10 protein-coding genes are annotated in these 12,326 nt (G+C 71.3%); 7 read left to right on the top strand and 3 right to left on the bottom strand.

The annotated features are described in order from the left end of the window. The first annotated feature begins 2 nt into the window (after positions 1-2). The 5 genes from IPJ78_00165 to IPJ78_00145 all read left to right on the top strand — a co-directional run bounded on the left by IPJ78_00165 (position 3) and on the right by IPJ78_00145 (position 4,949). Positions 3-1,250, top strand: coding sequence for a competence/damage-inducible protein A (locus IPJ78_00165; GenBank protein ID MBK7904956.1), 1,248 nt, complete (start codon positions 3-5; stop codon positions 1,248-1,250). A gap of 115 nt (positions 1,251-1,365) precedes the next feature. Beyond that, positions 1,366-1,929 carry a Uma2 family endonuclease gene (locus IPJ78_00160; GenBank protein ID MBK7904955.1) on the top strand — a complete coding sequence of 188 codons (564 nt, stop codon included), beginning with the start codon at positions 1,366-1,368 and terminating at the stop codon, positions 1,927-1,929. Between the two features lie 146 nt (positions 1,930-2,075). Then, positions 2,076-2,678 (top strand): nucleotide exchange factor GrpE, encoded by a 603-nt coding sequence (locus IPJ78_00155; GenBank protein ID MBK7904954.1) that lies wholly within the window; start codon positions 2,076-2,078, stop codon positions 2,676-2,678. Between the two features lie 20 nt (positions 2,679-2,698). After that, positions 2,699-3,832 (top strand): molecular chaperone DnaJ, encoded by a 1,134-nt coding sequence (dnaJ, locus tag IPJ78_00150; GenBank protein ID MBK7904953.1) that lies wholly within the window; start codon positions 2,699-2,701, stop codon positions 3,830-3,832. Positions 3,833-3,842: 10 nt separating this feature from the next. Then, positions 3,843-4,949 (top strand): DUF445 domain-containing protein, encoded by a 1,107-nt coding sequence (locus IPJ78_00145; GenBank protein ID MBK7904952.1) that lies wholly within the window; start codon positions 3,843-3,845, stop codon positions 4,947-4,949. Here the strand turns inward: IPJ78_00145 and IPJ78_00140 are convergent. The 3 genes from IPJ78_00140 to IPJ78_00130 all read right to left on the bottom strand — a co-directional run bounded on the left by IPJ78_00140 (position 4,933) and on the right by IPJ78_00130 (position 9,023). Beyond that, positions 4,933-6,264, bottom strand: coding sequence for an amino acid permease (locus IPJ78_00140; GenBank protein MBK7904951.1), 1,332 nt, complete (start codon positions 6,262-6,264; stop codon positions 4,933-4,935). The genes IPJ78_00145 and IPJ78_00140 overlap by 17 nt on opposite strands. 13 nt (positions 6,265-6,277) lie before the next feature. Continuing rightward, entirely contained in the window at positions 6,278-7,561 is a 1,284-nt protein-coding gene (locus IPJ78_00135) for a dicarboxylate/amino acid:cation symporter (protein MBK7904950.1), read from the bottom strand. Between the two features lie 88 nt (positions 7,562-7,649). Next, the gene (locus tag IPJ78_00130; GenBank protein MBK7904949.1) at positions 7,650-9,023 is read right to left on the bottom strand and encodes a tryptophanase; all 1,374 of its coding nucleotides are present in this window, start codon (positions 9,021-9,023) and stop codon (positions 7,650-7,652) included. 129 nt (positions 9,024-9,152) lie between these two features. Between IPJ78_00130 and IPJ78_00125 the strand changes: the two genes are divergently transcribed. Both IPJ78_00125 and IPJ78_00120 read left to right on the top strand, forming a co-directional pair. After that, a complete protein-coding gene (locus IPJ78_00125; GenBank protein ID MBK7904948.1) occupies positions 9,153-10,910 on the top strand; it encodes a thiamine pyrophosphate-binding protein in 1,758 nt (585 codons plus the stop codon). A gap of 136 nt (positions 10,911-11,046) precedes the next feature. Beyond that, the gene (locus IPJ78_00120) at positions 11,047-12,024 is read left to right on the top strand and encodes an integron integrase (protein MBK7904947.1); all 978 of its coding nucleotides are present in this window, start codon (positions 11,047-11,049) and stop codon (positions 12,022-12,024) included. The last annotated feature ends 302 nt before the right edge of the window (positions 12,025-12,326 follow it).

Below are 12,326 nucleotides of genomic sequence, written 5' to 3'. Positions count from 1 at the left end.
GCATGGACGTCGAACTCGTCACCATCGGCGACGAGCTGCTGCTCGGCTACACCATCGACACCAATGCCGCGTTCTTCGCGCGCGAGGCCGCGGCGCTCGGCGTCCGCGTGGTGCGCCGCGCCACCGTCGGTGACGGCGCCGAGCAGATCGCGGCCGGCGTGCGCGAGGCACTCGACCGCACCGGCGCGGTGATCACGAGCGGCGGACTCGGCCCCACCGCCGACGACCTCACCAAGGCCTCGATCGCCGCGCTCTTCGGGCGCGGCATGTACCGCGACGACGCGATCGTCGAGGCGCTCCGCGCCCGATGGAAGGCGCGCGGCTGGCCGGGGGAGCTCCCCAAGGCGAACGAGATGCAGGCGATGATCCCCGAGGGCGCGACGATCCTCGAGAACCGGCACGGGTCGGCGCCGGGGATCTGGCTCGACGACGAGCGCGGCCGCTGGGTCGCCATGCTCCCCGGCGTGCCGCGCGAGTTCCGCGGGATGACGAAGGACACGCTCCTGCCGCGGCTCGTCGCGCGCGGCGCGGGGGGGACGGTGATCCGGTCGCGGACGCTCCGCACCACCGGGATCGCCGAGAGCGCGATCGCCGACGCCCTCGCCGAGCACGCGAAGGATCCCATGGGCGTGTCGCTCGCGTATCTCCCAGGGTGGGAGGGCGTGGACCTGCGCCTGACGGTCCGCAACATCGAGTCCTCGTTGGCGGACGCGCGGCTCGCGGCCGCGGCAGAGGCGGTGCGCGGCAAGGTCGGTCGCTGGGTCTACGGCGAGGACGAGGCGGACCTCGCGGTGCTCGTGCTCGACGCCCTCCGCGCGCACGGGATGCGGATCGCCGTCGCCGAGAGCTGCACCGGCGGCATGCTGGGCATGCGGCTCACCGCCATCCCGGGGTCGAGCGACGTCGTCCTGGGCGGCGTCATCGCCTACGCGAATGCGGTGAAGATCGGGCAGCTGGGCGTGCAGGAGGAGACGTTGCGCGCGCACGGCGCGGTGAGCGAGGAGACGGCGCGCGAGATGGCGCTGGGGGCCGCGGCGGCGCTCGGCGCGGACGTCGCCGTGAGCATCACGGGCGTCGCCGGGCCGGGCGGGGGGACCCCGGAGAAGCCCGTCGGCACCTTCTGCGTCGCGGTCGCCGTGCGCGGCAGCGTCTCGTCCCTCCGGACCTCGAGCGTGGGAGACCGGCACGAGGTGCGGCAACGCGCGACGCAGGCGGCGCTGAGTCTCGTCCGGCGGTCGCTGCCGGGGTGAATCGCGGTCCGGCGATGGGGCCCGCGTAGAACCGATGCCGGTGGAGATGAGGGCACTCCCGAGATTCGGGCGTGCCCTCTTTACTTTTCCGCCGAGCCGAGCGTACCCTATGGCCATGCCTGCGGTCGAATCGCGTTTCTGGACTGCCGAGGACGTGCGCGCGTTGCCGGACGACGGCAACCGCTACGAGTGCATCGACGGGGTGCTGCTCGTGACGCCCTCGCCGCGCGACCCGCATCAGGATGTCGTGGCGGGGTTCTTCCTCGCGCTCGATCCGTGCGTGCGGGCATTGCGGCCGGCGAAGCTGCGGTTCTCCCCTGCCGACATCGAGATCGTCCCGGGCACGCTCGTCCAGCCGGACCTCTACGTGGCGGTGCCGAAGCCTGACCGCGATCGCGTCTTCGGCTGGGACTCCATCGGCGGGCTCCTGCTCGCGATCGAGGTGCTGTCCCCGAGCACGGCGCGGGTCGATCGCGGGCGGAAGCGCGAGTTCTACCAGCGCGCCGGGGTCGGCGAGTACTGGATCGTCGACTATCACGCGCGACTGGTGGAGCGGTGGCGCGCGGGCGACGAGCGGCCCGAGGTGCTCCGCGAGGCGATCGAGTGGCAGCCGCGTCCCGGTCTGGCGCCGCTCCGGATCGCCCTGGTCGCCCTCTTCGACGAGGCGGTGGACGGGTAGCGCGCGCCGACGGGCGCGCGTGCGCCGAAACGGCACGCCCCGCGGAGCCGTAGGGAGCCTGCCCCCGCGCCGGACCTGCTGATCCGGCACGCCGGGCTTGGCACGACCGTTGCCCCTCTACTGTGGAAACGGCGACCTTTCTCCTCATGACCGACCCGAACGTGACCCCCGACCCGACCCAGACCTCCTCCTTCGAGAACGCGGCCATCGACCCCGCCGCCGCCCAGGGCATGCCGGCCGATGTCAGCGGGGCCGTGGACGAGCAGGCCTCGGAGAACGAGGAGGTCGGGATGGTGACCTCCGCCCTCGCCCGCGAGGTGCAGGAGCAGAAGGACAAGTATCTGCGGCTCTTCGCCGAGTTCGAGAACTACCGCAAGCGCGCGGTGCGCGAGCGGCAGGAGGCGGAGCTCAAGGGGATGCAGTTCCTGCTCCGCGGCCTGCTCGAGACGATCGACGACATCGCGCGGTTCGCGCATGTGGATCCGGCCACGACCGACGCGCGCACGGCGATCGAGGGTGTGGCGATGGTCGAGAAGAAGATGCTCAAGTCGCTCGCCGGCCACGGCCTCGAGGTCATCGACCCCAAGGGCCATCCCTTCGACCCGGCGCTGCACGAGGCGATCACCACCACGCCCGCGGCGTCCAAGGAGGAGGACCACCTCGTCGCGCAGGTCTTCCAGGTCGGCTACGTCCACAACGGCACGCTCCTCCGTCCCGCTCGCGTCGTCGTGACGCAGTGGAACGGCTGATCGCGCCCTGAGGACACCCCATGGCCCAGAAGGACTTCTACGCGGTCCTCGGCGTCTCCGCGTCGGCCACCGCCGACGAGATCAAGAAGCAGTACCGCCGCATGGCGAAGCAGTACCACCCTGACGCGAACAAGGGGGACCCCAAGGCGGCCGATCGCTTCAAGGAGATCTCGGAGGCGCACAACGTCCTCGGCGATCCCGAGAAGCGGAAGCAGTACGACGAGATGCGCCGCCTGGGGGCCTTCGATCCCTTCACGTCTCGGCCGCGCGGATCGAGCGCGCGCCCGGGCCCCGGGGCGAGCGGGCCCGGTGCGGCCGGCGGCGCGGGACCGCGCGTCGAGGACTTCGACATCGGCGGCCTCGGCGGGCTCGGCGATCTCTTCAGCTCGATGTTCGGGGGCGGCGGCGGTCGCGCGCGTCCGTCCGGTCCCGAGAAGGGCCAGAGCGTGGAGACCACGCTCGAGGTGCCGTTCAAGGTCGCCGCGGCGGGTGGGAAGGTGCCCATCGAGCTCGAGGTGAACGAGGAGTGCGGCAGCTGCAACGGCACCGGCGCGGAGAAGGGCGCGAAGATCCAGACCTGCCCCGAGTGCCAGGGGCGCGGGACCATCTCGTTCGGCCAGGGCGGATTCGCGGTCAACCGTCCCTGCCCGATGTGCCTCGGCAAGGGCCAGGTCCCGACGCAGAAGTGCCACGCCTGCGGCGGTGCCGGTGCCTCGCGCACGCACAAGAAGGTCCTGATCACGGTGCCGCAGGGCACCGAGAGCGGCTCGAAGATCCGCCTCAAGGGGCAGGGCGGCGCGGGACTGCGCGGCGGGCCGGCGGGCGACATCCTCATCACCTTCCAGGTGAAGGACGATCCCGCCTACGAGCGCGAGGGGCTCGACCTCATCGTCCAGGCGCCGGTGAACATCGCGCAGGCGACGCTGGGCTCGAAGGTCTCGGTGCTCACGCTCGATGAGCGCAAGGTCACGCTGACGTTGCCGAAGGGCACGCCGAGCGGGAAGCGCTTCCGCGTGCGCGGCCAGGGGATCACGCATGGCGGCAAGACCGGCGACCTGCTGGTCGAGATCCAGGTGGTCGTGCCCGAGTCGCTCACGCCGGAGCAGGAGCGACTCATGAAGCAGTTCGCCGCCGCCGGCAAGCTCGAGTACTGACGGCCGCGCGATGACGCTGCCGTCGGGACCCGTGACGCCAGCGGCCGAGCGACCCAAGGGGACGCTCGGGCCCAAGCCAACGGACGACGCCCGTCGCGCCGACATCGCGCGGGTCCGGCGCTATGCGACGACGCTGCTCGTCGTCGCGGCCGTGGTATACGTCGTCGCGCACCTGCTGGAACGACAGTGGTGGTGGATGGGCTTCGTGCGGGCGACCGCCGAAGCCTCGCTCGTCGGCGGGCTCGCCGACTGGTTCGCGGTGACGGCGCTCTTCCGCCAGCCGCTGGGGCTCCCCATCCCGCACACGGCGATCGTGAAGCGCCAGAAGGATCGCATCGCGCGCATCCTCGGCACCTTCGTGCAGAACCACTTCCTCACGCGCGAGGTGATCGCCCAACGCCTGCGGGCGCTCGGACTCGCGCAGCGCATCGGCGAGTGGCTCGCCGACCCGACGAACAGCGCGCGCGTCGCGGGACAGGTGACGCAGGGCGTGGCGACGGCGGTGGAGAAGCTCCCCGCCGACAAGTGGCAGGGCGGGCTCGTGGACGAGGGAGTGAAGCTCGTCGCGCGCGCGGTGGAGAGCAGCGAGGACGCGATCGCCTCGACGCTGCGAGAGCAGATCCGGGCCAGCCTGCCGCGCCTCACGCCGTCGATCGCGATCGAGGCGATCCACAAGCGCGTGATGCAGGCGCTGGAACGCTTCCTCGCCGAGGTGACATCCAATCCCGCCCACCCGGCGCGCGCGCGGGTGGAGGCGGCGCTGCGCGAGGCGCTGGACCGGCTGCGCGAGGCCGCCGAGCATCCGGGCGAGACGGACGGCACCCCGAGCGCGATCGCGAAGCTGCTCACCTCGGTGGGGACGCACCTCGTCGCGGACGAGGCGGCGCGCGCCGAGCTCGAGGACCGGCTCACCGAGATGGCCGCCTCGCTGGTCGAGGAGCACGGCGCCGAGGTGGCGTCGCTCATCGAGCACACGGTAGCGGGGTGGGATCCGGACCTTGCGGCCGACCGCATCGAACTCGCCGTCGGCCGGGACCTCCAGTACATCCGGCTCAACGGCACGCTCGTAGGCGGCCTCGCCGGGCTCGCGCTCTACTCGCTCAGTCTGTTGTTCTGACCGCGGCCGCGCGCGCCGCGCGCGACCCGCGCGTGGCGACGAAGAGCACCGTCGCGACCGCCGCGACCCAGCCGAGGACCGCCCACTCCGCGCGCGTGATGGACGTGAGCAGGAAGACGATCGCGCCGCAGGAGAGGACGGGGATGATCGCGCCCCCCGGCATGGCGAAGGCGACCGTGCCCTCCTCCTGCACGCCGCGGCGGCGCAGTTCCCAGGCGCCCGCCGCGCACGCGAAGTAGGCGAGGAGCGCCGCGACGTTGGAGATGAGCGCGAGCGGGCCGAAGTCGCTGATCACCGCGAGGAGGCAGCAGAGCGCGAGCTGCACGATCACCGAGATCCAGGGCGTCTTGAACGTCGGGTGCACCGCGGCGAGGGCGCGCGGCAGATAGCCGTCGCGCGCGAAGGCGTAGAGCGTGCGGGGCGACGCGAGCGCCATGCCGGTGAGGTACCCGAAGGTGGAGACGACCACGCCGACGAGGAGCAGCGTGCGGCCCCAGGGGCCCAAGGCGACACCCGCCGCGTCGGGCAACGGCGTGGCGGCCGTCGCGAGGGCGGGGCCGAGCACGCCCTGCGCGACGAGCTGGATGCTGAGGTAGAGCACCGTGACGCCGCCGAGCCCGAGGAGGATGCCGCGCGGGACGGTGCGCGCCGGATCGCGCAACTCGCCGCCCGGCACGATCGCGTACTCGACGCCGGTGAAGGCGAAGAGCAGCACGATCGACGTCCTCGCGACGGTCGAGGCGGCCGGCGCCTCGGCGACGGCGAGGTTCGCGGGATCGATCGCGAAGGCGCCGAGCACGACGAACACGAGCAGCGGGAGCAGCTTGGCGATCGTGGTCACGACGCTGAGACGCGCGCCATGCTTCACGCCGAGGACGTTCACGCCGGTGAGGAAGGCGAAGACCAGCACGAGCCCCGTCGTCCGGCCGGCCGCGGTCGCGAGGGCCGGCAGGACGGAGGCGAGGCTTCCGATGAAGACGTTGCCGATGGCGCCGATCGCCGTGACCCCGATGAGCCAGGTCATGACGCCGGTCATGAAGCCGGCGAACGGCCCGAAGGCGCGCTCGACGTAGGCGTAGGGACCGCCGGTGGTGGCGACGCGGCTGCCGGCCTGCGCGAGGCTCAGGCCGATCATCGCCATGACCGCCGCGCAGACGAGGAAGGCGAGCGGTGCGGCCGGTCCGAGCGACTCCGCCACCTCGCGCGGGAGGCGGTAGATCCCGCCTCCGATGGTGACGTTGACGACGCCGGCGGCGAGCCCGAGCGCGCCGACCGCGCGGACGAGGCCGTGCTCGCCCTTCGTGTCCGCGTTCACGGCGCGCGCCGGATCAGGACGCGCTCGCCGCGGGCGGGTTGTCGGGGAACTCGCCCTCCCACCGCGCCATGACGGCGGTGGCGAGGCAGTTGCCGAGGAGGTTGATGCTCGTGCGCGCCATGTCCATGATCGCGTCGACGCCCAGGATGATGGCGATCGCCTCGAGCGGGAGGTCGAACATCGCGAGCGCGCCCGAGAGGATCACGAGCGACGCGCGCGGCACGCCGGCCACGCCCTTCGACGTGAGCATGAGCGTGAGCATGATCACGAGTTGCTGGCCGATCGGCAGGTCGATGCCGCCGGCCTGCGCGGCGAAGACCGCGGCGACGGCGAGGTAGAGCGTGGAGCCGTCGAGGTTGAACGAGTAGCCCGTCGGCAGCACGAACGCGATGATGCGGCGCGGGATCCCGAACTTCTCGAGGTTCTCCATCGCCTTGGGGAGCGCGGCCTCGGAGCTGGCCGTGGAGAACGCGATGAGCCAGGGCTCCTTGACGAAGCTCCAGAAGCGGCGGATCGGCACGCGGGCGATGAGCGCGACGGGGAGCAGCACGCCGAGCGCGAAGACGATGAGCGCACCGTACAGCGTGGCCACGAGGATCGCGAGCGACTTGAGCACCCCGAGGCCGCTCGATCCCACCGTGACGGCGATCGCGCATCCGATGCCGATGGGCGCGAAGGACATCACGAGCCCGGTGAACTTGAACATCACCTGCGCGAGCGCGTCGCACCAATCGAGCATCACCTTCTTGGCCGGGCCCTGCACCTGCGCGACGCCGATGGCGAAGAGGATCGTGAAGACGACGATCTGCAGCACCTCGTTCTTCGTCGCGGCCTCGAAGAAGCTCTGCGGGACCATGTGCTCCATCACCGAGGCGAAGGTCACCTTGGTCGCGGCGTACTCGGTGCCGGTGGTCGCGGCCGCCCCTTCGAGCGAGATCCCGGCGCCGGGCTTCACGACGTTCACCGCCACCAGCCCGACGACGAGCGCGAGCGTCGTGACGACCTCGAAGTAGATGATCGACCGGAAGGCCAGGCGCCCGACCTTCTTCATGTCGTCGCCGTGCCCGGCGATGCCCACCACGAGCGTGCTGAAGAGCAGCGGGACGATCAGGGTCTTGATGAGCCGGAGGAAGACGCTCGAGCCCACCTTGAAGGCCGCGATGACGCCGGGATACTCGGCGGCCGGGAAGAGCGTCCCCAGCGCGATGCCGACGACCATCGCGACGACGATCTGCTGGGTGGGCGAGAGGAAGCGGGCGCGCGGCGCCTCGGGGGCGGCGGCAGCATGTGCGGTCATCGTCGCGGAGCTGGGGGGAACGGGGCAGCCGGGGGGCCTGCTGGCCCCCCCGAATCTACGGCCGGTACCCCCGTTCCGCGACGTGCGCTCAGGCCGGCGCGAAGTGCGCGCTGAAGTGCCGCAGGAAGCGCGGTTCCTTGACGATCCGGTAGCCGCGCGTCGCCTCGCGCCGCCGCAGGACCTCCTCGAAGGTCTCCGCCACGTACTCGATGTGGCTCTGCGTGTAGACCCGCCGCGGGATGGCCAGCCGCACGAGCTCCATCGCCGCGGGGACGAGCGCCCCGTCCGCCCCGTACGTGCCGAACATCACCGAGCCGATCTCGACGCAGCGGATGCCGGCCAGCTGGTACAGCTCGCAGACGAGCGCCTGCCCGGGATACTCGGTCACGGGGATCTGCGGGTACAGCGCCTTGGCGTCCACGTAGACCGCATGCCCGCCGATGGGCCGCATGAGCGGCACCCCCAGCGCGTGCAGGTGGTCGCCGAGGAAGGTGGTGGACCGGATGCGGTACTCGAGGTAGTGCGGGTCGAAGATCTCGACGAGCCCGATCGCGATGGCCTCCATGTCGCGGCCGGAGAGGCCGCCGTAGGTGGAGAACCCCTCGGTGATGATGAGCAGGTTGGTGCAGGCCGCGGCGAGCGCCTCGTCGCGGAGCGCGAGGAACCCCCCCATGTTCGCGAAGGCGTCCTTCTTGGCGCTCATCACGGCGCCGTCGGCCAGCGCGAACATCCGCTGCGCGATCTCGCGGTAGCTGAGCGCCTCCATCCCCGCCTCGCGGTCCTTGATGAACCAGGCGTTCTCGGCGATGCGGCAGCAGTCGAGCAGGAAGAGCACGCCATGCGCCCGGCAGAGCCGCGAGACCTCGGCGGCGTTCGCCAGGCTCACCGGCTGGCCGCCGCCGGTGTTGTTGGTGACGGTGAGGATCACCGCGCCGATGTGCCCGGCATGCGCGCGCAACAGCTGCTCGAGCGCGACGGTGTCCATGTTCCCCTTGAACGGATGCTCCGCCCGCGGATCGCGCCCGACCGCGATGGGGATGTCGAGCGCCGTCGCGCCGGAGAACTCGATGTTGGCGCGCGTCGTGTCGAAGTGCGTGTTGGAGATGAAGACCTTCCCCGCGCCGCCGAGATGGCCGTAGATGATCCGTTCGGCGGCGCGGCCCTGGTGCGTCGGGAGGACGTGCGCCATGCCGGTGAGGTCATGCACCGCGCGCTCCATCCGCTTCCAGGAGCGCGAGCCGGCGTACGCCTCGTCGCCGACCATCACGCCGGCCCATTGTTCGACGCTCATCGCCGACGTGCCGCTGTCGGTGAGCAGGTCGATGATGACCTGGTCGGAGTCGAGGAGGAACGGGTTGTAGTGCGCCGCCTGCAGCGCGGCCGTGCGCTCCGACTCCGTGCTGAGGCGGATGGGCTCGACGCTCTTGATGCGGAACGGCTCGATGATGGTCCGGTGTCGCATGGGATGGACGATGCGAATGCCGTGCGGAATCGGCTGTCAGGCGCGGCCCGAGTTGGCGTGGGGGAAATGCCTATCCCCGCATCGTCCCCTGACCCGTACCGTGTGCGGGTCCCCACTCCGAGGCAGATGATGTCGGGCACCACCGGCGGCGAGGTCCTCGCGCGCATGTTGCAGGCGGAAGGCGTGGAGCAGGTCTTCGGCATCATCGACGGGACCTATTTCGGCTTCTACTCCGCACTCCATCGACTCGGCATCGGGATCGTGACGCCGCGCCACGAGACCTCCGCCGCGCACATGGCGGGCGCGTACGCGCGCCTCACCGGCAAGCTTGGCGTCTGCATGGCGAGCAACGGTCCCGGCGTCGCGAACCTGCTGCCCGGCCTCGTGGTGGAGCAGGCCGAGGGCAATCGCGTGCTGGCGATCACGAGTGCGCGGCGCCCGGGGATCATGTATCCCGATCGCGGCGGCGCGTACCAGTGCTTCGACCAGACGGGCGTGATCGGCAAGCTCGCGAAGTGGAGCACCGCGGTCTCGTCCCCCGATCGCCTTCCCGAGCTCGCGCGGAAGGCGCTGCGCGCGAGCTTCGAAGGGCGCCCCGGTGTGGTCCACCTCGACGTGCCCGAGACGATCATGAACGGGAAGCTCGAGCGCGAGCCGGCCCTGTGGGCGCCGGCGCGCTCGCGGCGCCGGTCACCGCTCGAACCCGCGATGGCCGACGTGGAGGAGGCCGCGCGCCTGCTCCGCCAGGCGAGCGCCCCGATGCTCCACGCGGGGAGCGGCGTCATCCACGCGCAGGCCTTCACCGCCCTCGCGCGCGTCGCCGAGGCGCTGCAGGCGCCGGTGACCACCAGCTGGGCCGCCCGCGGCGTGCTGAGCGAATCGTCGCCGCTCGCGATCCCGATGCCGCACGTGGAGCTCAACCACAAGGTCCGCAACGATGCCGACGTGGTGCTCATCCTCGGGTCCCGGCTCGGCGAGACCGACTGGTGGGGACGCCCGCCGTACTGGCGTGACCCGGCGACGCAGCGCGCGATCCAGGTGGACATCGACGGCGCGATGATCGGGCTCAACCGGCCGGTCGATCTCGGCATCGAGGCCGACGTCGGTCGCTTCCTCACGCTGCTCGCCGAGGCGCTCGAACGCACGCCGATGCTCGAGGCGCAGCGCGGCCTGCACGGCTCGCGCATCGCGGCGTATCAGCGTCGCATCGCCGCCGACCGCGCCGGCTGGGACAAGGCGCTGGACGACGTGGCCGTCCCGATGCATCCCGCGCACATCGCGTCCACCTGCCGCGCCGTCTTCCCCAAGGGGACCGTGCTCGTCGCCGACGGCGGCAACGCGGCGATCTGGACGATGTTCCACCACCTGATGGAGGTGCCGAACACGCTGCTCTCGACCTTCAAGTTCGGGATGCTCGGCGCGGGACCGGCGCAGGCGATCGGCGCGGCGGTCGCGCGCCCGGGCCAGCCGGTGTGCTGCATCATCGGCGATGGCGCGATGGGGTTCCATCCGCAGGAGATCGAGAGCGCCATCCGGCTCGGGGCGCCGGTGGTGTTCATCGTGATGGTCGACCGGCAGTGGGGGATGGTCAAGATGAACCAGCAGTTCATGCTGCGGCCCATCAAGACGATGCTCTTCAAGCATCTCGATGCCGACGAGACCATCAAGGCCGACCTCGGCGAGATCCGGTGGGACGACCTCGCGCGGAGCATGGGGGCGCACGGCGAGCGGGTGTCGGAGGCGGCCGCGCTGCGGCCGGCGCTGGAGCGCGCCCTCGCGTCAGGGCGTTGCGCGGTGGTGCATGTGGACGTGGACCCGGTGAAGCACATGTGGGCACCCGGCCTGCTGCACTTCAAGAAGATGCACGAGGAGCCCGCGGGGCGCTGAGGCGGCCGCCGAGGCGGCGTGGCGGCGCGCCGGTTCAGCTCGCGCGATGTCACTCGCAACAAAGGGGTGATGCGGGGGCGGCGGGGTGTGGGCAGGATGATGGTCGAATGTCCGACCCCGACCCCCGTCCGCCTCGATGCCACCCGACCGTCCTCGGCTCCTGCCGCTCGTGAAAGGCCGCATGCGCGCGCGCCACTTAAGCCCGCGCACCGAGCAGGCATATCTAGGTTGGATCCTTCGCTACATCAGATATCACGGCACTCGACATCCAGCCGACCTGGGGGAGGCCGAGGTATTGGCGTACCTGACGCATCTAGCGAGCGAGCGCCGGGTCTCGCGATCGACGCAGATGCAGGCGCTGAGTGCGTTGTTGCTGCTCTACAATGATGTCCTCGCGATCCCGATCGGCGACCTTCGCCGCGTACTGCGGTCGAATGCGCCTCCGCACCTGCCGGCGGTGCTCAGTCGGGAGGAGGTGCGCGCGTTGCTCGGGCGGCTCAGCGGCACGATGGGCCTCATCGGCCTGTTGCTGTACGGCGCGGGGCTCCGCCTGATGGAGTGCCTGACGCTGCGGGTGAAGGACATCGACCTCGCGGGCGGGGAGATCCGCGTGCGTCGCGGCAAGGGCGGGAAGGACCGGGTGACGATGCTGCCGACGAGCGCCCGCGCGGCGCTGGAGGCGCACCTGGCTCGCGTGCGGACGCTGCACGAGCGCGATCTCGCGCGCGGCCATGGGCGCGTGGCATTGCCGACGGCGCTCGACCGGAAGGCGCCGTCGTGGGCGACGGACCTGGCGTGGCAGTGGGTGTTCCCGGCGGCGCGCGAGTACCGTGATGCGGAGACGGGCGGGATCTGCCGGCACCACCTGCACGAGTCGGCGGTGCAGCGGGCGGTGCAGCGGGCGGTGCGCGAGGCGGGGATAGCGAAGCGGGCGACCTGCCACACGCTTCGCCATTCGTTCGCGACGCATCTATTGGAGGACGGGTACGATATCCGGACGCTGCAGGAACTGATGGGCCATTCGGACGTGAGCACGACGATGATCTACACGCACGTGCTGAACCGCGGCCGTTTGGGGGTGTTGAGTCCGGCGGACCGGCTTGGGCCCAGATAGTGGATATCCCGGCGCCGCTTGCAGGAAAGGTGGCGCGGGGGGTAGGATATCTTGCAGGTGAATAGAACGTTAGCTGGACCCGAGTCAGGTCTCGCTCGAAGTGCCGCCACTCTCTGCGCTCGATCTCCCGCCAGCGCCGAGCGGACCTCGGTGCGGCGCTTTCGTCGGTGGCCCGGTAAGCGACGTCCGATTGCGCTCGCCCCCCCCGGGCCGCCCCAGGGCCGGACCCTCCCCTGCCGCCGGCGCGAGTCAGATCGCGCCATTGAGTTGCCGAGCCGCAGGAGTCAGCCGCGCTCGTGGTC

The sequence above is a fragment of the Gemmatimonadota bacterium genome (assembly GCA_016714015.1).
GTDB lineage: Bacteria > Gemmatimonadota > Gemmatimonadetes > Gemmatimonadales > Gemmatimonadaceae > Pseudogemmatithrix.
Note: the sequence above shows the minus strand (reverse complement) of the source record. Positions and strands in the feature narration are given on the sequence as shown.

What these genes read in the sequence shown, in the direction of transcription:
- IPJ78_00165 (MBK7904956.1), top strand. Translation starts at nt 3, where the DNA reads ATGGACGTCGAACTCGTCACCATCGGCGACGAGCTGCTGCTCGGCTAC.
- IPJ78_00120 (MBK7904947.1), top strand. Translation starts at nt 11,047, where the DNA reads ATGCCACCCGACCGTCCTCGGCTCCTGCCGCTCGTGAAAGGCCGCATG.
- IPJ78_00135 (MBK7904950.1), bottom strand. Translation starts at nt 7,561, where the DNA reads ATGACCGCACATGCTGCCGCCGCCCCCGAGGCGCCGCGCGCCCGCTTC.
- dnaJ (MBK7904953.1), top strand. Translation starts at nt 2,699, where the DNA reads ATGGCCCAGAAGGACTTCTACGCGGTCCTCGGCGTCTCCGCGTCGGCC.
- IPJ78_00160 (MBK7904955.1), top strand. Translation starts at nt 1,366, where the DNA reads ATGCCTGCGGTCGAATCGCGTTTCTGGACTGCCGAGGACGTGCGCGCG.
- IPJ78_00145 (MBK7904952.1), top strand. Translation starts at nt 3,843, where the DNA reads ATGACGCTGCCGTCGGGACCCGTGACGCCAGCGGCCGAGCGACCCAAG.
- IPJ78_00130 (MBK7904949.1), bottom strand. Translation starts at nt 9,023, where the DNA reads ATGCGACACCGGACCATCATCGAGCCGTTCCGCATCAAGAGCGTCGAG.
- IPJ78_00125 (MBK7904948.1), top strand. Translation starts at nt 9,153, where the DNA reads ATGTCGGGCACCACCGGCGGCGAGGTCCTCGCGCGCATGTTGCAGGCG.
- IPJ78_00155 (MBK7904954.1), top strand. Translation starts at nt 2,076, where the DNA reads ATGACCGACCCGAACGTGACCCCCGACCCGACCCAGACCTCCTCCTTC.